At 31.0% G+C, this 17,388-nt stretch carries 15 protein-coding genes; 5 read left to right on the forward strand and 10 right to left on the reverse strand.

Annotation, left to right across the window (positions count from 1 at the left end; genetic code table 11):
* The first annotated feature begins 212 nt into the window (after positions 1 to 212).
* A complete protein-coding gene (gene glyA, locus DG508_RS12405; protein WP_108868444.1) occupies positions 213 to 1,487 on the forward strand; it encodes a serine hydroxymethyltransferase in 1,275 nt (424 codons plus the stop codon).
* A gap of 121 nt (positions 1,488 to 1,608) precedes the next feature.
* Entirely contained in the window at positions 1,609 to 2,334 is a 726-nt protein-coding gene (locus DG508_RS12410) for a hypothetical protein (RefSeq protein ID WP_108868445.1), read from the forward strand.
* 93 nt (positions 2,335 to 2,427) lie between these two features.
* Here the strand turns inward: DG508_RS12410 and DG508_RS12415 are convergent, their stop codons facing one another.
* The 6 genes from DG508_RS12415 to DG508_RS12440 all read right to left on the reverse strand — a co-directional run bounded on the left by DG508_RS12415 (position 2,428) and on the right by DG508_RS12440 (position 8,115).
* Positions 2,428 to 3,033, reverse strand: a complete 606-nt coding sequence (locus tag DG508_RS12415; RefSeq protein ID WP_103864185.1) for a carboxymuconolactone decarboxylase family protein — start codon at positions 3,031 to 3,033, stop codon at positions 2,428 to 2,430.
* Positions 3,030 to 3,539 carry a signal peptidase II gene (lspA, locus tag DG508_RS12420; RefSeq protein ID WP_108868446.1) on the reverse strand — a complete coding sequence of 170 codons (510 nt, stop codon included), beginning with the start codon at positions 3,537 to 3,539 and terminating at the stop codon, positions 3,030 to 3,032. The genes DG508_RS12415 and lspA overlap by 4 nt, the downstream gene beginning before the upstream one ends.
* Positions 3,540 to 3,790: 251 nt before the next feature.
* Positions 3,791 to 4,330 (reverse strand): GNAT family N-acetyltransferase, encoded by a 540-nt coding sequence (locus tag DG508_RS12425; protein ID WP_108868447.1) that lies wholly within the window; start codon positions 4,328 to 4,330, stop codon positions 3,791 to 3,793.
* 56 nt (positions 4,331 to 4,386) lie between these two features.
* On the reverse strand, positions 4,387 to 4,788 hold the full coding sequence (locus DG508_RS12430) for a BLUF domain-containing protein (RefSeq protein ID WP_159090807.1): 402 nt from the start codon (positions 4,786 to 4,788) through the stop codon (positions 4,387 to 4,389).
* A gap of 524 nt (positions 4,789 to 5,312) precedes the next feature.
* Complete coding sequence (locus tag DG508_RS12435) at positions 5,313 to 6,860, reverse strand: SLC13 family permease (protein ID WP_108868449.1); 1,548 nt, start codon at positions 6,858 to 6,860, stop codon at positions 5,313 to 5,315.
* 10 nt (positions 6,861 to 6,870) lie between these two features.
* Entirely contained in the window at positions 6,871 to 8,115 is a 1,245-nt protein-coding gene (locus DG508_RS12440; protein WP_108868450.1) for a porin family protein, read from the reverse strand.
* Positions 8,116 to 8,382: 267 nt separating this feature from the next.
* Between DG508_RS12440 and DG508_RS12445 the strand changes: the two genes are divergently transcribed.
* Complete coding sequence (locus DG508_RS12445) at positions 8,383 to 9,552, forward strand: hypothetical protein (protein ID WP_108868451.1); 1,170 nt, start codon at positions 8,383 to 8,385, stop codon at positions 9,550 to 9,552.
* Between the two features lie 36 nt (positions 9,553 to 9,588).
* Here the strand turns inward: DG508_RS12445 and DG508_RS12450 are convergent, their stop codons facing one another.
* Complete coding sequence (locus DG508_RS12450) at positions 9,589 to 11,136, reverse strand: hypothetical protein (protein WP_108868452.1); 1,548 nt, start codon at positions 11,134 to 11,136, stop codon at positions 9,589 to 9,591.
* A 395-nt stretch (positions 11,137 to 11,531) separates the two neighbouring features.
* Here DG508_RS12450 and DG508_RS12455 point away from each other — a divergent pair, with 395 nt between their 5' ends.
* On the forward strand, positions 11,532 to 12,530 hold the full coding sequence (locus tag DG508_RS12455; RefSeq protein ID WP_108868453.1) for a sphingomyelin phosphodiesterase: 999 nt from the start codon (positions 11,532 to 11,534) through the stop codon (positions 12,528 to 12,530).
* Positions 12,531 to 12,778: 248 nt separating this feature from the next.
* The gene (gene lpdA, locus DG508_RS12460; protein ID WP_108868454.1) at positions 12,779 to 14,185 is read left to right on the forward strand and encodes a dihydrolipoyl dehydrogenase; all 1,407 of its coding nucleotides are present in this window, start codon (positions 12,779 to 12,781) and stop codon (positions 14,183 to 14,185) included.
* 116 nt (positions 14,186 to 14,301) lie between these two features.
* On the opposite strand, the gene DG508_RS12465 is transcribed toward lpdA, so the two are convergent.
* Genes DG508_RS12465 through DG508_RS12475 form a run of 3 tightly spaced genes read right to left on the reverse strand, consistent with a single transcriptional unit; the run spans position 14,302 to position 17,379 of the window.
* Positions 14,302 to 16,020: an ABC transporter ATP-binding protein gene (locus tag DG508_RS12465; protein WP_416354247.1), complete on the reverse strand. Its 1,719-nt coding sequence runs from the start codon at positions 16,018 to 16,020 to the stop codon at positions 14,302 to 14,304.
* A gap of 59 nt (positions 16,021 to 16,079) precedes the next feature.
* Positions 16,080 to 16,865 carry a subclass B1 metallo-beta-lactamase gene (gene bla / locus DG508_RS12470; protein WP_108868456.1) on the reverse strand — a complete coding sequence of 262 codons (786 nt, stop codon included), beginning with the start codon at positions 16,863 to 16,865 and terminating at the stop codon, positions 16,080 to 16,082.
* Positions 16,825 to 17,379 carry a metal-dependent hydrolase gene (locus DG508_RS12475; protein WP_108868457.1) on the reverse strand — a complete coding sequence of 185 codons (555 nt, stop codon included), beginning with the start codon at positions 17,377 to 17,379 and terminating at the stop codon, positions 16,825 to 16,827. Before DG508_RS12475 ends, bla begins: the two co-directional genes overlap by 41 nt.
* Positions 17,380 to 17,388: the final 9 nt, after the last annotated feature.

Genomic DNA, 17,388 nt, shown 5'->3' on the forward strand with positions numbered 1-17,388 from the left:
GAATGATTATTAGTAAGCTGGTTTGTTAATTAGAGTCATTTATAATTAAATCAAGAAAAGACCAAAAATGATTACATAAAATAACAAAATTTTATGACTTTATAAATAGTTGAAAAATGTGAACAAATTGTTCATATTTATTAGTAATCGTTTAGACTAATTTAAAGAATGTATTTCCTATTTTTACAACATTATTAACTAATTATCAATTCATGCAACGCGACGAACAGATTTTTGATTTGATTCAGGACGAAAAAGAACGTCAAATCAACGGATTAGAATTAATTGCTTCTGAAAACTTTGTGAGTGAACAAGTAATGGAAGCAGCTGGTTCAGTATTAACTAATAAATATGCAGAAGGCTACCCTGGTAAGCGTTACTACGGAGGATGTGCTGTAGTAGATGTTATTGAACAGATTGCCATAGATCGTGCAAAAGAATTGTTTGGTGCTGCATATGCTAATGTACAACCACATTCTGGATCTCAAGCTAATACGGCAGTTTATCATGCATGTCTTAAACCTGGTGATAAAATACTTGGTTTTGATCTCTCACATGGAGGGCATTTAACTCATGGGTCATCAGTGAATTTTTCTGGTAAATTATACCAACCTATTTTTTATGGTGTAGATAAAGAAACAGGAAAATTAAATTATGATAAGATTCAAGAAATAGCAAATACAGAGAAACCACAGATGATTATTGCAGGAGCATCTGCATATTCACGTGAGATTGATTATAAAAAATTTAGAGAAATCGCAGATAGTGTTGGTGCAATTTTATTTGCTGATATAGCTCACCCTGCAGGATTTATTGCTAAAGGAATAATTTCTGACCCTATCCCACATTGTCATGTCGTAACAACGACTACACATAAAACATTAAGAGGTCCAAGAGGAGGTCTTATTTTGATGGGTGAGGATTTTGAAAATCCTTTTGGAATTACCTTAAAGAATGGAAAAAAACGTATGATGTCATCGTTGTTTGATAGTGCTGTTTTTCCTGGAAACCAAGGAGGGCCACTAGAACATATTATTGCAGCAAAAGCAATTGCTTTTGGAGAAGCATTGACAGATGAGTTTTTGCATTATATTGTACAAGTAAAGAAAAATGCTGAGGTAATGGCAGGAGAATTTGTCAAGAAAGGATATGATGTGATTTCAGGTAGTACAGATAACCACATGATGTTAATCGATTTACGTAATAAAGGAGTAACTGGTAAGCAAGCAGAAGAGGCATTAGGGGTTGCAGAAATTACAGTAAACAAGAATATGGTACCTTTTGATGATAAGTCGCCGTTTGTAACTTCAGGAATTCGTATTGGTGTTTCTGCTGTTACAACTAGAGGATTAAAAGAAAAAGATATGATTACAATTGTTGAGCTAATCGATAGAGTGATTCAAAACGTAGAGAATGAAGATGAATTACATACTATTGCTGATGAGGTAACTGAAATGATGAAAGATAAACCACTTTTTGCAGGGTAATCTTTTTATATAATAGTATTTGAAAAGCGCATTGTCTATACTAATATACAATGCGCTTTTTGGTAAAAGTTGTTTTCAAGAAATATGAAGTAAACTCCTGACTTTGATTACATTTGTTTGTATGAATAGAATTAGTCTAAATTTGATAAACACTAGAAAAGTACAGTTAGTACCTGTCATATTTGTAATTATATTCATTATAGGGTGTAAAAAAAATGTATCAGATAGTTTAGACAAAAAGGTTGAGCATAAGAATATTGTTTTAACAACTAATCAAAATAAGAAAGATACCGTAATAAGTGTGGAGGTTCCTAATATAGAAGGGCGATATGATCTTGTAGAAGGATATGGAAAAGGACCTGGGAGCATTCATGATTATACAATATATAAAGGAATATTATTCATAAATCGTATTTCTAATAATGAATTTGGTTTTGTAAAAGTGATTAAGAGGCATCAACTTACTCCTAATGCTATGCACGGTGTTTTATCTTTTTACAATAATCAATTTTATAGAAAAGAAATTAATTATTCAAAAAAGAGTATATATCATGCATTGAGCTGGAGTATAGAAAAGAACGATGATATGTTGTATACTATCGAATATACTTCTAATATGACGACTTATACTATTTGGAAAAAGTCGAATCCAGAAGTAGATGTATATATATCCCTACGTAAAACACTCCAAAAAGAAAAAGAAGAATATACTAAATTTTATAAAAACATATATAATAACTCTGATATTACAGGAAAAGATGGCTTTAGTATATATAAAACCGGTAAAAAGTATATCGTAAACGACTCTGCATTTTTAGAAAAATGGAAAGCATACACTAAAAAATAATACGATCAAATATGTTTTAAATATTTGAATATGATTGTTTTATGGGGAAAATGTTTAAAAAAAGAGAACAGATGCAAACTTTCTAGGTAATTCTTATGAATGACTCCAGTTTTCTGCATCATCACTGTTATTAGGAGAGAGCCCTATTATGTCACCATCAGTATTCACACCTAATCCAACAACAGTTCTATTTACATAATTAAAATAACTCACAACCTGATTAATTTCAAGTATTTCACCATCAGATAAATTTTGTTTTCTGAGTGTATGAATATCAGTCTCTGTAATCGTGTGATGCGCTAATGTTAATTGCTTGGCATATTCTAATCCAGATAGGTATTGAAGCTTAAAATGATGATGTAATTTATCAGAAGCAAGACAAGTAATGATATCTTGAAACTTATCATCATCACCTAGCAAGCGCTTTAGTCCAGCAGAATGATGATCTACGCAATAATTACATTGATTAAGCATACTCACATAGACACCTAAGGTTTCTAGATACCATTTAGGTAATGTATTATTAGAATTATGTAAAACATTTTTGTACAACCCCATATGGCCTATAAGGGTATGTGGGCGTAAACTATGAATGGATAATACATTGTCTATAGTATCATTTGGTCCTTTGATACGGTCATATATTTTTTTTAATTGGCCCGTTGCTTCTTTATATGATATTTCTTTAATCCAGCTCATTCTATTAATTTTTTGTTATTAGAGATTATTTTATTTTTACCAAAAAGTGTAAGAATAAATACCAAAATAGCTCCTAACATAATAGAAACATCTGCCAAATTAAAGATTTCGGTTTTTATCACTCCTATGTCCAAAATTAGGAAATCTGTAACAGAACCGTATATAATACGATCATATAGGTTGCCTATTCCACCACCAATTATAAATGCAAAACCAACTATAGAACCCTTAGAGTAATTGGTTCGAATTAATAATTGTCTTACTAATATTAATAAAATTACTAAAGGGAAAATTTGTAATAACAGGACTTTTAAGATTGGCCCTAGATCTGATCCTAAACTATAAGCAGCGCCTGTATTTTCTATTTTGGTAACTATAAAGTTATCTTTGAATACCTCAATACGTTCATAAGGTTCTATAGTTTGTCGAATTATTTTTTTTGATATCTGATCACAACTGATATTCAAAAAAATTAGAGATAGAATAAGTATATTTCTTAGCTTCATTATGATTCATCAGATTGATAAGTGTTTATCAAATGTAATAGAAACTTTTGACTATTCTGAGATTTACTTTTTTATAAAGAGTTATTTTTAAATGGTTTACCCACTAAGTGAGATTTTAATACTCTGAAGCTTCTTTCAAAATTAAAGGCTGGTTTCAAACAAATACTTCGTGAGATTGTTTTGAGATAGTTTATTTGTGCAACTGTAGTGTGTGATATTTTATTTTCTTTTTTATCAGAAAACAAATAGGGTCAGTTGGTTTTGTATTTTTTGTATAAAATACAGTCCTTTAAGCGGGAATCATCTAATAATTTTGGGTGTGCAAAGGTTTTAACTTGTTGCATTTCAATTTTTTTCATCACCGATTCCGATTTTAAATTAATTTTTGAAGCAACAGAATAGATTGTATTTAAACCAATAGTTTCAAAACCAAATTTCAGGCAAGCTTTGGCACCTTCTGTGGCATATCCGTGATTCCATGAGCTTTTTTTTAATCTCCATCCAATATCGGTAAATGTACCTAATTCTTCTAGATAAGTTTGTTCTGATAATCCTACAAAACCGATACATTCTTTTGTGTCGAGTAAATCGATAGCAAAATAACAAAAGCCTTTCTTTGCATACATCTTTTGCATTCTTACAATAAATGATGCTGTTTCTTCTCTTGAGGGTTTAAACGGAAAAAACTCCATAACATCATCATCGTTATTGATTTGTGTTAATAAATCCAAATCATCCAGTGTCCAAGTACGAAAACCTAAGCGTTGTGATGTAAATATATATTCTGCCATTATTTTTGATATAGTCAATCAAAAATAATATTATTTGTTGTTTTATAAGTTAATCCTTAAAAATTCTTAAGCAATATTTTTGCTTGATTGACAATTACATTATGAAGATCAGGATTATTTTCTTTACCAGTATCTAGAAATTTTAAAAGTTCTACTGTAGCAGATTCTTCATTAAAGGTTATGTAATTAGAATTAAACCTACTGAATTTTTTTTCACAGGTTTTTGTTTCAAATACTTTTAAGACATTAAAATGTCTTTGATCTTTTTGTATTTTTTCGAATAATGTTTCTACCAGATGTTGACTTCCTTCTATAACTTGAAAGAAAGTTTCATTGACATAAATCAATACCCCATTAATTCCTTTTTTATTATTATTTATTTTGGCATTTATTAATACCTCTTCTATTTCTTCAGGTGATAATTGAGAAGCGTTACTTATATAACTAATCGTTTGCATGACCGTCATTGTTTTGTGATATTTAAGTTGGTTACTACTATGTTTTTTTTATTACATTATTACTATCAAATAGTATTTGATAATTAATGATTTAATACATAAAATTAACAGTTGTATTACGGTAAAATTAAAGAAGTATTGTATCTGAATACTATATTTTGTAGTATACTCTTGTATATGGCTTATTTTATAAAATATTAATAAATATAGATGAATACTCTTTGAAAAAACGAGCTACTCAAAAGCTATAATTTTATATACTGTGGTAGTATTTATTTGTTTTCCCTTTTGGTAATAATGTATCATTATAGGTGATGAGATTAGAGGAGTAGGAGGTGTAATAATGGTAAAGTTAGGTTTCATTATAGTGAGTATTGGTTAATAATTTAGAGGTATGATGTCAAACCTAGTCTTTATTGAAATTAATTCCAATAAGTATAAATACGGTATTTATAGAATAAGTTCTTTGTTATGAATATACTAAATATTTTGTAGACTTTCTATTACCTATTATATCACCTATATTAGTGTTTAGTGTCTATTTTGATATCATTTGCCCATTCTGGTAATATATTAGGGTCTATATCAAAAACGACTGTTCCCCAATAGTATGATACTAAAACGATAAAAATGATTCCTATCGTATTTATTATAAAGCCAGCTTTAACCATATCTACCATCTTTAGTTTACCAGTCCCAAAAACTATTGCGTTTGGAGGAGTAGCTACAGGAAACATAAATGCCATTGAGGCGGCTAGAGTAATAGGTATCATTAAGAATAAAGGATTTAATTGTATTTGATTTGTTAACCCTCCTATGACAGGTAGCATCATTTCAGTCGTTGCAGTATTTGATGTAAATTCCGTTAAAAAAGTCATAATAGATGTTACAGTAAAAAGTAAACTCATATCACTCATGCTTCCAGCAAAGACAAGTTTTCCTCCTATATAATCTGATAAACCAGAATCAATAAATCCTTTAGCCAAAGCAAACCCTCCTCCAAAAAGTAATATAATACGCCAAGGGATTTTGGTAACGATGCTCCAAGTAATTAATCCTTCTTTATTTGTTTTATCTGATGATGGAATAATAAAAAGTAGTACTGCTACAAATATGGCAATAGTTCCATCATTTATATACTTTGGTTGAGGAAATAAGGAACTCCATCCAGGAATAGAAAAAGAGCCAATAGTAAGTGTTTTTCTAAAAATCCACATAACTACCAGTAATATAAATAAGGCGAATACTCTTTTTTGTTCAGGAGAGATATTTCCTAATTTTTTGTATTCATCTTTAAAAAAAGATTTGTTTAAAATTTGTAACCCTTTTTGAGCAGGAAATAAATAATATAGAATAACTAACGTAATGATAAACATTATCAGAGTCAATGGTAAAGTAAAAATAATCCATTGACCAAATGAAATTTCAGGAGCACTAGGGTATAAAATTTCAAAAATTCTAACAAGTGCTAAGTTAGGAGGTGTTCCTACTAATGTAGCAGCTCCCCCAATTGAACATCCATATGCTACACACAATAAAATTGCAGTAGTGAATTTTCCTAGTTTATTTGAGCCGTGAGTATCTTCTAATGCTGTGGTTACAGAAAAAGCTATGGGTAGCATCATCATTGCGGTTGCAGTATTAGACATCCACATAGATAAAAATATAGAGGATACCATAAAACCCAAAAGAATTTTAAAAGGACTACCACCTACAACTGATAAAATCTTAAGAGCAATTCTTCTATGAACATCCCATTTTTCTAGAGCTAAAGCCATAAAGAACCCTCCAAGGAAAAGGAAAATAACATAGTTTATATAAACATTGGATACTATTTTACCACTTAGAACACCAAAAACAGGAAATAGGATTAACGGCAATAAGCTTGTTAATCCCATAGGGATAGCTTCTGTAACCCACCATAAGGCCATTAATATAGCAATTGCGGCCGTAATAGTTACTCCAGGATTTCCAGGAACCAAATCAATAAAGAAAACCATCCCAGAAAAAATGATTAACCCTAAAAAAACAATAGGATATTTAATATTTGTTTGTGTACTTAATTTTGCCATAATATTTTGATTAGTTAATTGTTATTTGATATTGCAATACAACTTGTCCTTTACGTTCATCTACTTTTAATTGACCAGATATATTTGGTTGGTAAATAGGTCTGTTTTGATAATTCAATGTTAGTTTATTAGCATGACCTTTTATATACATGTTTATTCCAATATCATAAACTGTGACAGGCTCACCTAATTTTTCAAAGTTTGAATATTGTATTGCAATATTAGGTTGAATCCTATAACTATGTTTCCCTTTAGGGAAAAGATATCCTAACTGGAAAAATACAGTATTTCCAGTTCCCATCATAGGAAAATCATTTCCAGAACCATTGAATGAAGTTCCGCCAGATGTAAAATCATTTGCTCCTAAGTTTCTAATATAGTTTGGACCAAAATCTGTATTGAAGTATCCTAGATATGATGTAATTGCATTTCCTTTAGTCTTATCGAGTTGTTTGTCAACAAAAATTTCTGTAGCCCAGTTTTTAAAGTCGTAAAACTCTTCCTTTCCAGAAACCAAACTAGAGGTCATTTTTGGTTGGTATAAAAAACCAGCTCCAATATTGAAAACATTTTTCTTTCCAACATAAGTTCCTACTCCACCACTGTATGCAGATGTATTGCTTTCATGCTCTAGAAACTGATATTTTATATGTGCTGAAGTTCTTACTCTTGGATTATTTAGAGCAAAGTCTGTAACCTTTTCTTTTGCTTCGACACCAAAAGAAATAGGGTTTTTAAAAGATAGTACATAGTCAAATTTGTTTACCTGACCTTTTAGCCATATTCCTAAACCTCTTGCCAAATCATCATTTTTATTTACAGTCAAAAGTGAGAACAAAGGAGCGTCAAGAGCCATTAAAGTTTTACTACTCCTTGTTGTCCATCTACTTAACCCATCCCAAGAATTTTCTCCAATTCCAATTGCTAAGGTATTAGCAAAAGAATATTCAACATTAAAATCTAAGATATCGAATTGAAAATTCTTTTCGTTTTTAAGGTTTATATTATTACCACCAAATAATGAGTATACATAAATTTTTGGAGTTAATTGTGCAGAAACTCCAACACGCAATCGTCTGATTGAGAAATCTACTTTATTACTTACGTTTTCACCATTTATAGTTGTACCTGGGTTCATGTCTGTATATCTTGACCAAAACTGCCCTCTAATTGCCCCTTTGATATAGGTTTTTCCTGATTTGTTTAAATTTATTTTGAGCTTGTTACTTTGTGAATTGCCTACGGTAATACACATGAATAGTAAAATTAAAAAATAAAAAAAATTCATAATTTAAATATTTAATGAGGATTAGTTTGTTGGAATGCAGTAAATGAGTAGTTATTAGTGAAAAAACACTAAAATTGTTGAGGATATCTTATTTGTGTTTGTGCTAAACTATTAAAATCGTAAAAACAATATGCGGGTTTTTATACTGTTTTACACTGTTTTACACTTTTTTACATGGTATTTGTTAAGCTTTTAAATTATAAATCATCTTAATTTATCTAAATATTAATAACAATGAATGAGCAAGATCTAAAAACGGTTTTTCTAACTAAGGTAAAACTGTTGTATGGTAATTATGAAGAGGTAACATCCAAGTTTGGAACAAATTCATTTGGTAAAGTATCGTCAGATCTTTGTATTAGCGCTAGTCAGTTTAGTAAGTTAATTTCTGGATCAGCTACAGAAGGAATGTATATTAGATCAATTAGAAATTTAGATCAATTACAAGCACATAAAGAACTATTAAAAGAAAAGGATGCTCTAAAAATAGAGATTCATAAACTTCAAAATAAAAAAGTAATAGTTACTAAGCCCAAGAAGAAAATATTACTTTTTGTAATAATATTCAGTTTAATTTTTGGTACAATATTCGGATTGATATTTACAAAAAATAAAATGACTACAGAGGTTAAACTTTTTAAAGCAGAGTATTCAAATCCATTAAATTTATTTTTTAGTGATTATGAAGGAAGAATAGCAGATGTTGGTTTTTTAAATGAAGATGAAGTACAAGAATACTGTCCGTCAAGTGCATTTGAAGGTAAATGGAAACTAAAAAAGCCTTATAAAATACCGCTTCCAGGAAGTAAAAAACCTGGCGTTTATTTATTAGCTAAATCGGCAGATGTAATCATGTTAAGTGCAAAGTATGCAGTGCCCAAAGGAAAAACAGTAATCGGTATGGAATATCTCGTGCATGAAGTTTGGTTAGATAAAGATCGTTTACCGTTAATACCAAAATATTTTGACCCAAAGAAGAAAGAGTTTAATGATAATTTCTACAATTTGGATTTCGAAAATAATTCTAAATTTTTAAAAATTGCAGAATTAAAATCTTTTTACTTGGATGAAATTACAATTTCTAAAGATTCTATAAAAAGAAAAGGACAACCTTGTGGTAGGTATGTGGATTTTCTAGATAAAGAATTGGCCAAAAAATATGAAATAGATATAGAGTATATAGTAAAAGAAGTTATTAGTGATTTAACAAAAACGAAATGCCACTCAAGTATAAACAATTACCATAATCCTAATAATTTAAAAATAGGAAGCACAATTTCTTTTGATTGCTTTTATTCTATACATATTGAAAACTTAGGATTTGGAGGTGGATATCCATACACAAAAACGTTGGAGTTAGTCAACAAAAGTTATTCTGATAATTTAATGTGTCGAAGTAAATAAAAGACCTAAAGAGAAAACGATAAAAGAGTTAGAAAATCAATTATTAAGGTCAAAAACTGAGCTTTCATACGCTCCAATATCAGGAGTTGAAGTATTTCTCAATGTTCCCATAATATCAGTTCCAGATGTTGGTAAAGAAGCTTTTCCGTTTGCAGCAGAGTTTTCACCAATGCGTAGTAGGTTCTTATATGGTTTCTCAAAATCAGGATCTTCATTTAATATGATATTTTGAAATAAAGAAGTAGTAGAAAAATTATACATAGGATTATCAGAGAATTGATTACCTGTATCATCAAATCTGATTAAACAGTTTTTGAAATTGTAATTAAAAGCAGTGCCTTCAACTTTACTGAATAGCAATTCTAATTGCTGATCTCCGTAAATAATACAATTGGTAAAATTTGCTTCTAGTAAATCGGCAGTGATCACTTCGGTTTCACTAACTTGTAGGTGATTGTCAATTAATACCGTAGGGAATTCTCTAAAATTAGCTCCAATTGTACTATAGTTAGTAAATGTACAATGATCAAAGGAGTACGTGCCTCCCAATGCACAGTTCAGAGATACTTGTCCAGCATTATTAATAACCAAATTTTCTCCTGAAACATTGCCGGTACGAGCCAGAAGGCCAATATTAGAACTATTATAAATCTGTGTATTTTTGATTGTTAATGTGGGTGTAGTACTACCATCGTTAGAGTCTATAAATAGACCTACAGTTGCATTTTTTATAGTTGCATGGTTGATTGTATGTGCTGTACTTCCTTGTGTAAGCCATATGGTGCCCCATTGCCCAGGGACATTACTGAATTCTGGTTCTAAACGATCTCCTTCAAAAATTACTTCGTTTTCTAGAAGTTCTGGATCGGTACTTAATTCACCATTTACGGTCAACGTAGCTCCATTTGCAACAATAATTCCTGAATTGGCATGAAAGTGTATTCGTGCTCCAGGATCAATAGTCAATGTTTTTTCTACAGGCACAGCTGCATACCCATATATAACATAGGGTTTTTCATTTGTAAAATGAAGCTGGTCATCATCTAAAAAGAACCCTTCAATTTTTATCTCATTATCTAATCCGAGCGATAAAGATTCTGTTTCTCCAGTCATGGTATCTCGTGACGGAAAAAGAAAAATAGCATCTTTGATAAGAGTTACCAAATCAACTTTTTGTTGATTTACCCCAGTATCAAAAAGTATTTTATCTGTATAAAGGAATTCTACATTAGCTGTTTGATCTGTAATATTAGTAGTAGTTTCTACAAAAACAAAAATACTATCCTTTGCTAATACTTGTATATTTTCAAAAGAATTTGCAGAAACTCCGTCTACATTGATTCTATAATTAGAATTTTCTCCTCGTTCTAATGCAATAGTAGGAATAGTAAAATCATCATTAGAATGATTGTATACTTTGAAACTATAGGTGCTGGATCCAATATTAGTAAAAATGGTATCCAAAAATAAAGTGTCAGTAGAAAACTGTAGATTGCCTGTACTTGGATTTGATTCAAAATCTTTACGGCAGGAACTCCATAAAATTAAGACTATAAGTAAGCTAAGAGTAGTTAGGTAACGCATATTTATAATAAAGATATCTTTGTGTAATTGAGTAATACTATAGTATCAAAATGTAAATTAATAAATATTTTTATTTTTTACAGCTTTGTTATCTTATTCTTTCATGTTTTATTCTATAGATAAGAAGTGGTTTAAATTTTTTTGATTCTGGTGAAAAGAACATTTTTATAGCAAATTGGAAAAAATAAATCAGTTCTAGATAAAAACATAACTTTTTGATTCATCTAATATTGTTTTTTACATAAAATTTAAAAGGTTTTAATTCAGCTATAGTAGATAAGATCATAGTGTAGAAGAGGTGACAATATATGATTTAATAATTTGTTCTTATATAGGTAAGGTTCAGGAAATTTGAATATACTTTTTTTGAGAGTACTAACATAAACTATATAAAAATGAAGAATCTAAATTTGGTAATTGCTTTGATAATCGGTCTATCATTTTTTTCATGCTCAGAAGAAGATAGCTTTGAGAGTTATGAGAATCAAACCACACAGCAATCCATTAAAAAAAAAGCTACAGAGAATTTAACAATAATCAGTTATAATATATATCATTTACCAGGTATTGCATCAATACTTCATTATAAAGAGATCGAGAGATCAAAAGAACAACTGGATGTTTTACGTGATATGGTAGATTCATTAGATGTTATTGTTTTTCAGGAAGGATTTAATCAACAAGTTGAAACACATTTATTTAATCAACTACACGATGATTATCCTTACAGCACTGTATTAGTAGGGTTATATTGTAATCAAAGTAACTATTGGGATTCAATGGGTGGCAACTGTTCAAATAGTCCTTTGGTTGTAAACGGGGGAGTAAGAGTTTTTAGTAAATATCCAATATTGAATAAGCATCAATATGTTTTTAATGCTTCAGGTTATGGGACTCCAGATTATTATTCAAATAAAGGGGCAGTATATGTAGAAATAGAAAAAAATAATAAAAGGTATCATATTGTAGGAACTCATCTACAAGCAGATCATGATAATTATGATGGAACCACAGTAAGATTAAATCAATTAAAGGAGATAAAAAAATGGGTAAATAGTTTTCAAATACCTCTATCAGAACCTTTGTTTTATGCTGGAGATATGAATGTTGAATACACCAATAAGAATACGTATGATACTATGCAAACTATATTAAATGCTAGCATATCCTATCAATTTGACCCTTCTGTTGATATGGGAACATATTCTAATACGAATACATTGGTTCGGGATCAATACCCCGATTATAATGATACATTAGATTATATTTTAATAGATAAAGAGCATAAACAACCTATTTATATTCCTGAGATGAAGGTGCTAAGGTTTATAAAAAATAACGAAGATCTATCGGATCACTATGCTGTAAAGACAAATTATTATTTTACAAAGTAATATCATTGTAAGATGGCTTCTTATTGAATCTATATTGAAATAAAAAAAATGAATAGAATAAGAATTTTTGAGATGTTTAAAATAAGTTTGAGAAATTCAAAGATAATTTCAATAATAAGATACTGTAAAGAAGTGTTTTTAGCTTTTTTAGGAATAATGATTATAATTATTCTTTAATTACTATCATTATTATGCTAATACTTTTAACTTTGTTTTTTCAATCTTAATACACAACATAATAATTTATTATGAGTACATATGATGTAGCCGTTATAGGCTCTGGACCTGGTGGATATGTGGCCGCTATTCGATGCGCACAGCTAGGAATGAAAACCGCAATAATCGAAAAATATAAAACACTAGGAGGAACATGCCTTAACGTTGGGTGTATCCCAAGTAAAGCATTATTAGATTCTTCTCATCATTATGAGCATGCCGTAAAGCATTTTGCAGATCATGGGATTGAAATTCCAGGAGATGTAAAAATCAATTTAGACAAAATGATTGCACGTAAACAGACTGTAGTTGATCAGACCTGTGATGGTGTTAGTTTTTTGATGAAAAAAAATAAGATAGATGTTTTTGAAGGGGTAGGAGCCTTTAAGGACGCTACTCATATTAATATTACAAAAACAGATGGTGCGGTAGATACGATTGAAGCAAAAAATACCATTATTGCTACAGGATCAAAACCATCTACTCTTCCTTTTATTAAAATTGATAAAAAGAGAGTAATCACTTCTACAGAAGCTCTTAAGCTAAAAGAAATTCCAAAACACCTAGTTGTAATAGGAGGAGGGGTTATCGGATTAGAATTAGGGCAAGTATACCGTCGTCTTGGTGCTCAGGTTTCTGTAGTAGAATATATGGATAGAATTATTCCAGGAATGGATAAGGCACTATCTAGAGAGCTACAAAAGGCAATGAAAAAACAAGGAGTAAAATTCTATACTTCTCATAAAGTAACGAGTGTAGAAGCTTCTGCAAAAGAAGTTACTATTACTGCAGATGATAAAAAAGGAAACCCAGTAGAGTTCAAAGGAGATTATTGCCTAGTATCTGTAGGGCGTAAACCATATACAGATGGATTAAATGCAGAAGCTGCAGGAGTAAAACTTAATGATAGAGGGCAAGTAGAGGTAAATGATCATTTACAAACAAGTGCTTCTAATATTTATGCAATTGGTGATGTAATCAAAGGAGCAATGTTGGCTCATAAAGCAGAAGAGGAAGGAGTATTTGTTGCAGAAACACTGGCTGGGCAAAAACCACATATTGATTATAACCTAATTCCAGGAGTAGTATATACTTGGCCAGAAGTAGCAGCAGTTGGTAAGACAGAAGAAGAGCTTAAAGAAGCAGGAGTAAAATATAAATCAGGACAATTTCCGTTTAGAGCATTAGGGAGATCTCGTGCTAGTGGAGATTTAGACGGATTTGTAAAAATACTTGCAGATGAGACTACAGATGAGGTGCTAGGAGTACATATGGTAGGAGCACGTTGTGCAGATTTGATAGCCGAAGCTGTTACTGCGATGGAGTTTAGAGCATCTGCAGAAGATATTTCTCGTATGTCTCATGCGCATCCTACATTTACAGAAGCAATAAAAGAAGCAGCACTAGCAGCTACAGATGATAGAGCATTGCATGTGTAATATCGTTGCTTGGTAAAAGCAAACAATATATAATTAAAATATCCCTTATAAATGCATGCATTTATAAGGGATATTTGTTTATGATCAATCAATAATCATATACTGTAATGTGTGTACTAAATCCTAGCCTGATAGGTGTATAAATCAAAGTATCTTCCTTCTGAAGCTATTAACTCGTCGTGTGTGCCACGTTCTGCAATTTTTCCTGATTCTATAACCAAAATTTGATCCGCCTTTTTGATAGTGCTAAGTCTATGAGCAATAACAAAAGTAGTTCTCCCTTTCATTAGTTCATTAAGACTTTTCTGTATCAAAGCTTCACTTTCTGTGTCTAGATTAGAGGTTGCCTCATCAAGTATTATAATTTTTGGATCTGCCAGAATAGCTCTAGCAATCGCGATTCGTTGTCGTTGCCCTCCAGATAATTTTACACCTCGTTCTCCAATCAATGTATCTAATCCATCATCAAAACGATCTGTAAACTCGTTTACATATGCAGCTTGAACAGCTCTTTGTAATTGTTCTTCGCTAGCATCAGGTCTTGGAAATAATATATTTTGTCTGATAGAACCTTCAAACAAGAATTCATCCTGTAAAACAACTCCCAGATTGCGACGAAAACTGTTTAGCTTCACTTTAGACATATCATGATTATCGATGGTGATAAGTCCAGATTTTGGATTTAAAAAAGTAGCTGATAATCCTGCAATTGTAGATTTTCCAGAACCAGAACTACCTACCAGAGCAGTTACAGATCCAGAAGATGCTTTAAAATTAATATCATGTAGTACATCTTTTCCTTCTTCATAAGCAAAAGAAACATTATCAAAAATAATATCTCCTTTTATATCTTCAAGCACTATCGTTCTATCCTCGATCTCTTCTTCTGGAGTCATATTCATTAATTCCTCTGTGCGATCTAATCCAGCTAATGCCTCGGTAAGTTGACTCCCTATATTACTCATTTGTACAATAGGAGCAATCATAAATGCTAGGTACATAGTAAAAGACAAAAATTGACCAGGAGTCATACTTCCCTCCATCATGTAATATCCACCAATTCCCATTATACCAGTAGAGGCAATTCCTGCTAATAAAAAAGTAGAGGAACTAGTCATTAGAGCAGTAGCTGTAAGACTCTTTTTTACATTTTGAAATAAACGATCGACACCTTTCTCAAATATTTTACTTTCTTGCTCTTCTGCACCAAACCCTTTTATCACTCGAACACCAGCTAATGTCTCAGTTAATCGCCCTTTTACCTGAGCATTAATTTCTCCTCTAATTCTAAAAATCGGACGAATATATTTGAAAGCTTTAAGGGCTACCAATCCAAACAATGTAACTGGAACCAACACAAATAATGTCATCCAAGGATTGATACTGATAAGAATACCAACCGAGATAATTGCTGTAAAAATACCCCCTACCATTTGCACTAATCCAGTACCGATCAAATTTCTAACCCCTTCTACATCACTCATAATTCTAGATACCAAAGAACCAGATTTTGTGTTATCAAAGAAACTAATAGGTAGCGAAAGCACTTTTTTCTGTACTTGTGCTCTAAGTTCAGAGATTAGATATTGAGCTTGAACACTTAATATTCTGGTTAATAAAAAAGAAGTAGTGGCTTGTATAAGAATTGCTATTCCTACAATAAGTAGTAATTCATACAATTGTCCCATATCTTTACTAGGAACGACATCATCTAATAAAGTTTTACTCTTCCAAGGTAAGATAAGCCCTGCAATTCTATTAAATATGATTAGAATAAGGCCTATGAAAACCAGATTTCTTCTAGGCCAAATAATAGTCTTAAAGGCCTTTATCATGGAAATTTTTGGTTTCTTTTTATTTTTGGATGTACTCGTATTTTGAAATTCTCTCATTATTAATTATTGATTTGAAATAGAGCAATGGTATACTCTAATAATTCTTTTCCACCATAAGCTCCATGACCTGGGATTACAATGTTTACTTCAGGGTGGTCTTCTTTGATTTTAGATACAGTATGTGACCACTCATTTGTATTTGCATCTTCAAGGTTTCCTTTTTTAGCTCCTTTTGATTTAATCAAACACCCACCAAATAATATTTTTTCATCAGGAAAATAACTTATAATATTATCAGCAGTATGGCCTTCTCCATAAAACGTATTTATAATTTTTTTGTTTCCTACTTTTAATTCACGATGAGTATCAAAACCATTTTGAGGAGTGATTCTGTTTTTAGTTTGTGCTAGGTGTATTGTTTTATGGCTTGCATATGATGGGATATCTCTTTTATGAAACTCATCTAACCCTCCTAAGCAATCAGCGTGGAAATGTGTTGCCACAACTCCTACAACCTCAGATTTTAAATCTTTCTGAACCCAGTTTATTAATATAGAAGATACAGAATCATTGGTTGGAGTATCAAATATCAAAGCTTCATTAGCATCAATTATAATCATACCATTACAGGGTACTTTACCAAAACTTTCGGTATTTAAGTATGATGTATGAATATAACTATTTTTGTTAAGTTTTGTAATTTGAATTTCTTTAGAAATATTAAAAGTTTCAGGGGTGTAAATCTGGTTACATGATATAAAACAAAGTAAGCCTGCTAACCCTAAAAGTAGTTTAATTGAGACTTTAACTATTTTTGAGCGATTGTATTTTCTGTTTTCTGACATAATTAGTAGCTAAAATATACATAGTTGCTGGTATGGCAATCCAAATTAATTCACTTAATAATACCTTAACTCCCCAAACGCTAAAAAACTTACTAGCACCAATAGGTGAAACCTGAATTGGGCGCCAAGGCAAGAAGTAACGCATATCATCAAAAGGGGAGAAGAATGCAACTCCTAATCCTCCAGTAGTCATAGCATCTAGAATACCATGAGAAGCTGTACAGATACTAAAATATAAAATTAACGCTATTCCCATCTTTGTAAACATCTTTTTGTTATAAAATATAAAGGTGATAGCTATGCCAAGAAGTAAAGCAACAAGTAATGAATGAGAAAATCCTCGATGTCCCCAAAAACTCTTATAAGAAATACCGAATTTAAAACCAATAACATCTGCATCAGGAATGATAGAACATAATATACCTAGTAACCATAGTTTTGTGGTATATACTTCTTTTGAAAAGCTTTTGCTAAATGCATAGGCAGTAAATCCGTGTGCAAAAATTGAAGCCATATCGTGATA

The organism is Aquimarina aquimarini, from assembly GCF_900299535.1.
Classification (GTDB): domain Bacteria; phylum Bacteroidota; class Bacteroidia; order Flavobacteriales; family Flavobacteriaceae; genus Aquimarina; species Aquimarina aquimarini.

Excerpts from the sequence above, each read along its gene's own strand:
- DG508_RS12440 (WP_108868450.1), bottom strand. The coding sequence starts at position 8,115 with ATGTGTATTACCGTAGGCAATTCACAAAGTAACAAGCTCAAAATAAAT.
- DG508_RS12455 (WP_108868453.1), top strand. The coding sequence starts at position 11,532 with ATGAAGAATCTAAATTTGGTAATTGCTTTGATAATCGGTCTATCATTT.
- DG508_RS12430 (WP_159090807.1), bottom strand. The coding sequence starts at position 4,788 with ATGCAAACGATTAGTTATATAAGTAACGCTTCTCAATTATCACCTGAA.
- DG508_RS12410 (WP_108868445.1), top strand. The coding sequence starts at position 1,609 with ATGAATAGAATTAGTCTAAATTTGATAAACACTAGAAAAGTACAGTTA.
- DG508_RS12450 (WP_108868452.1), bottom strand. The coding sequence starts at position 11,136 with ATGCGTTACCTAACTACTCTTAGCTTACTTATAGTCTTAATTTTATGG.
- DG508_RS12425 (WP_108868447.1), bottom strand. The coding sequence starts at position 4,330 with ATGGCAGAATATATATTTACATCACAACGCTTAGGTTTTCGTACTTGG.
- DG508_RS12435 (WP_108868449.1), bottom strand. The coding sequence starts at position 6,860 with ATGGCAAAATTAAGTACACAAACAAATATTAAATATCCTATTGTTTTT.
- DG508_RS12465 (WP_416354247.1), bottom strand. The coding sequence starts at position 16,020 with ATGATAAAGGCCTTTAAGACTATTATTTGGCCTAGAAGAAATCTGGTT.
- DG508_RS12445 (WP_108868451.1), top strand. The coding sequence starts at position 8,383 with ATGAATGAGCAAGATCTAAAAACGGTTTTTCTAACTAAGGTAAAACTG.
- DG508_RS12415 (WP_103864185.1), bottom strand. The coding sequence starts at position 3,033 with ATGAGCTGGATTAAAGAAATATCATATAAAGAAGCAACGGGCCAATTA.
- glyA (WP_108868444.1), top strand. The coding sequence starts at position 213 with ATGCAACGCGACGAACAGATTTTTGATTTGATTCAGGACGAAAAAGAA.
- bla (WP_108868456.1), bottom strand. The coding sequence starts at position 16,865 with ATGTCAGAAAACAGAAAATACAATCGCTCAAAAATAGTTAAAGTCTCA.
- lpdA (WP_108868454.1), top strand. The coding sequence starts at position 12,779 with ATGAGTACATATGATGTAGCCGTTATAGGCTCTGGACCTGGTGGATAT.
- DG508_RS12475 (WP_108868457.1), bottom strand. The coding sequence starts at position 17,379 with ATGGCTTCAATTTTTGCACACGGATTTACTGCCTATGCATTTAGCAAA.
- lspA (WP_108868446.1), bottom strand. The coding sequence starts at position 3,539 with ATGAAGCTAAGAAATATACTTATTCTATCTCTAATTTTTTTGAATATC.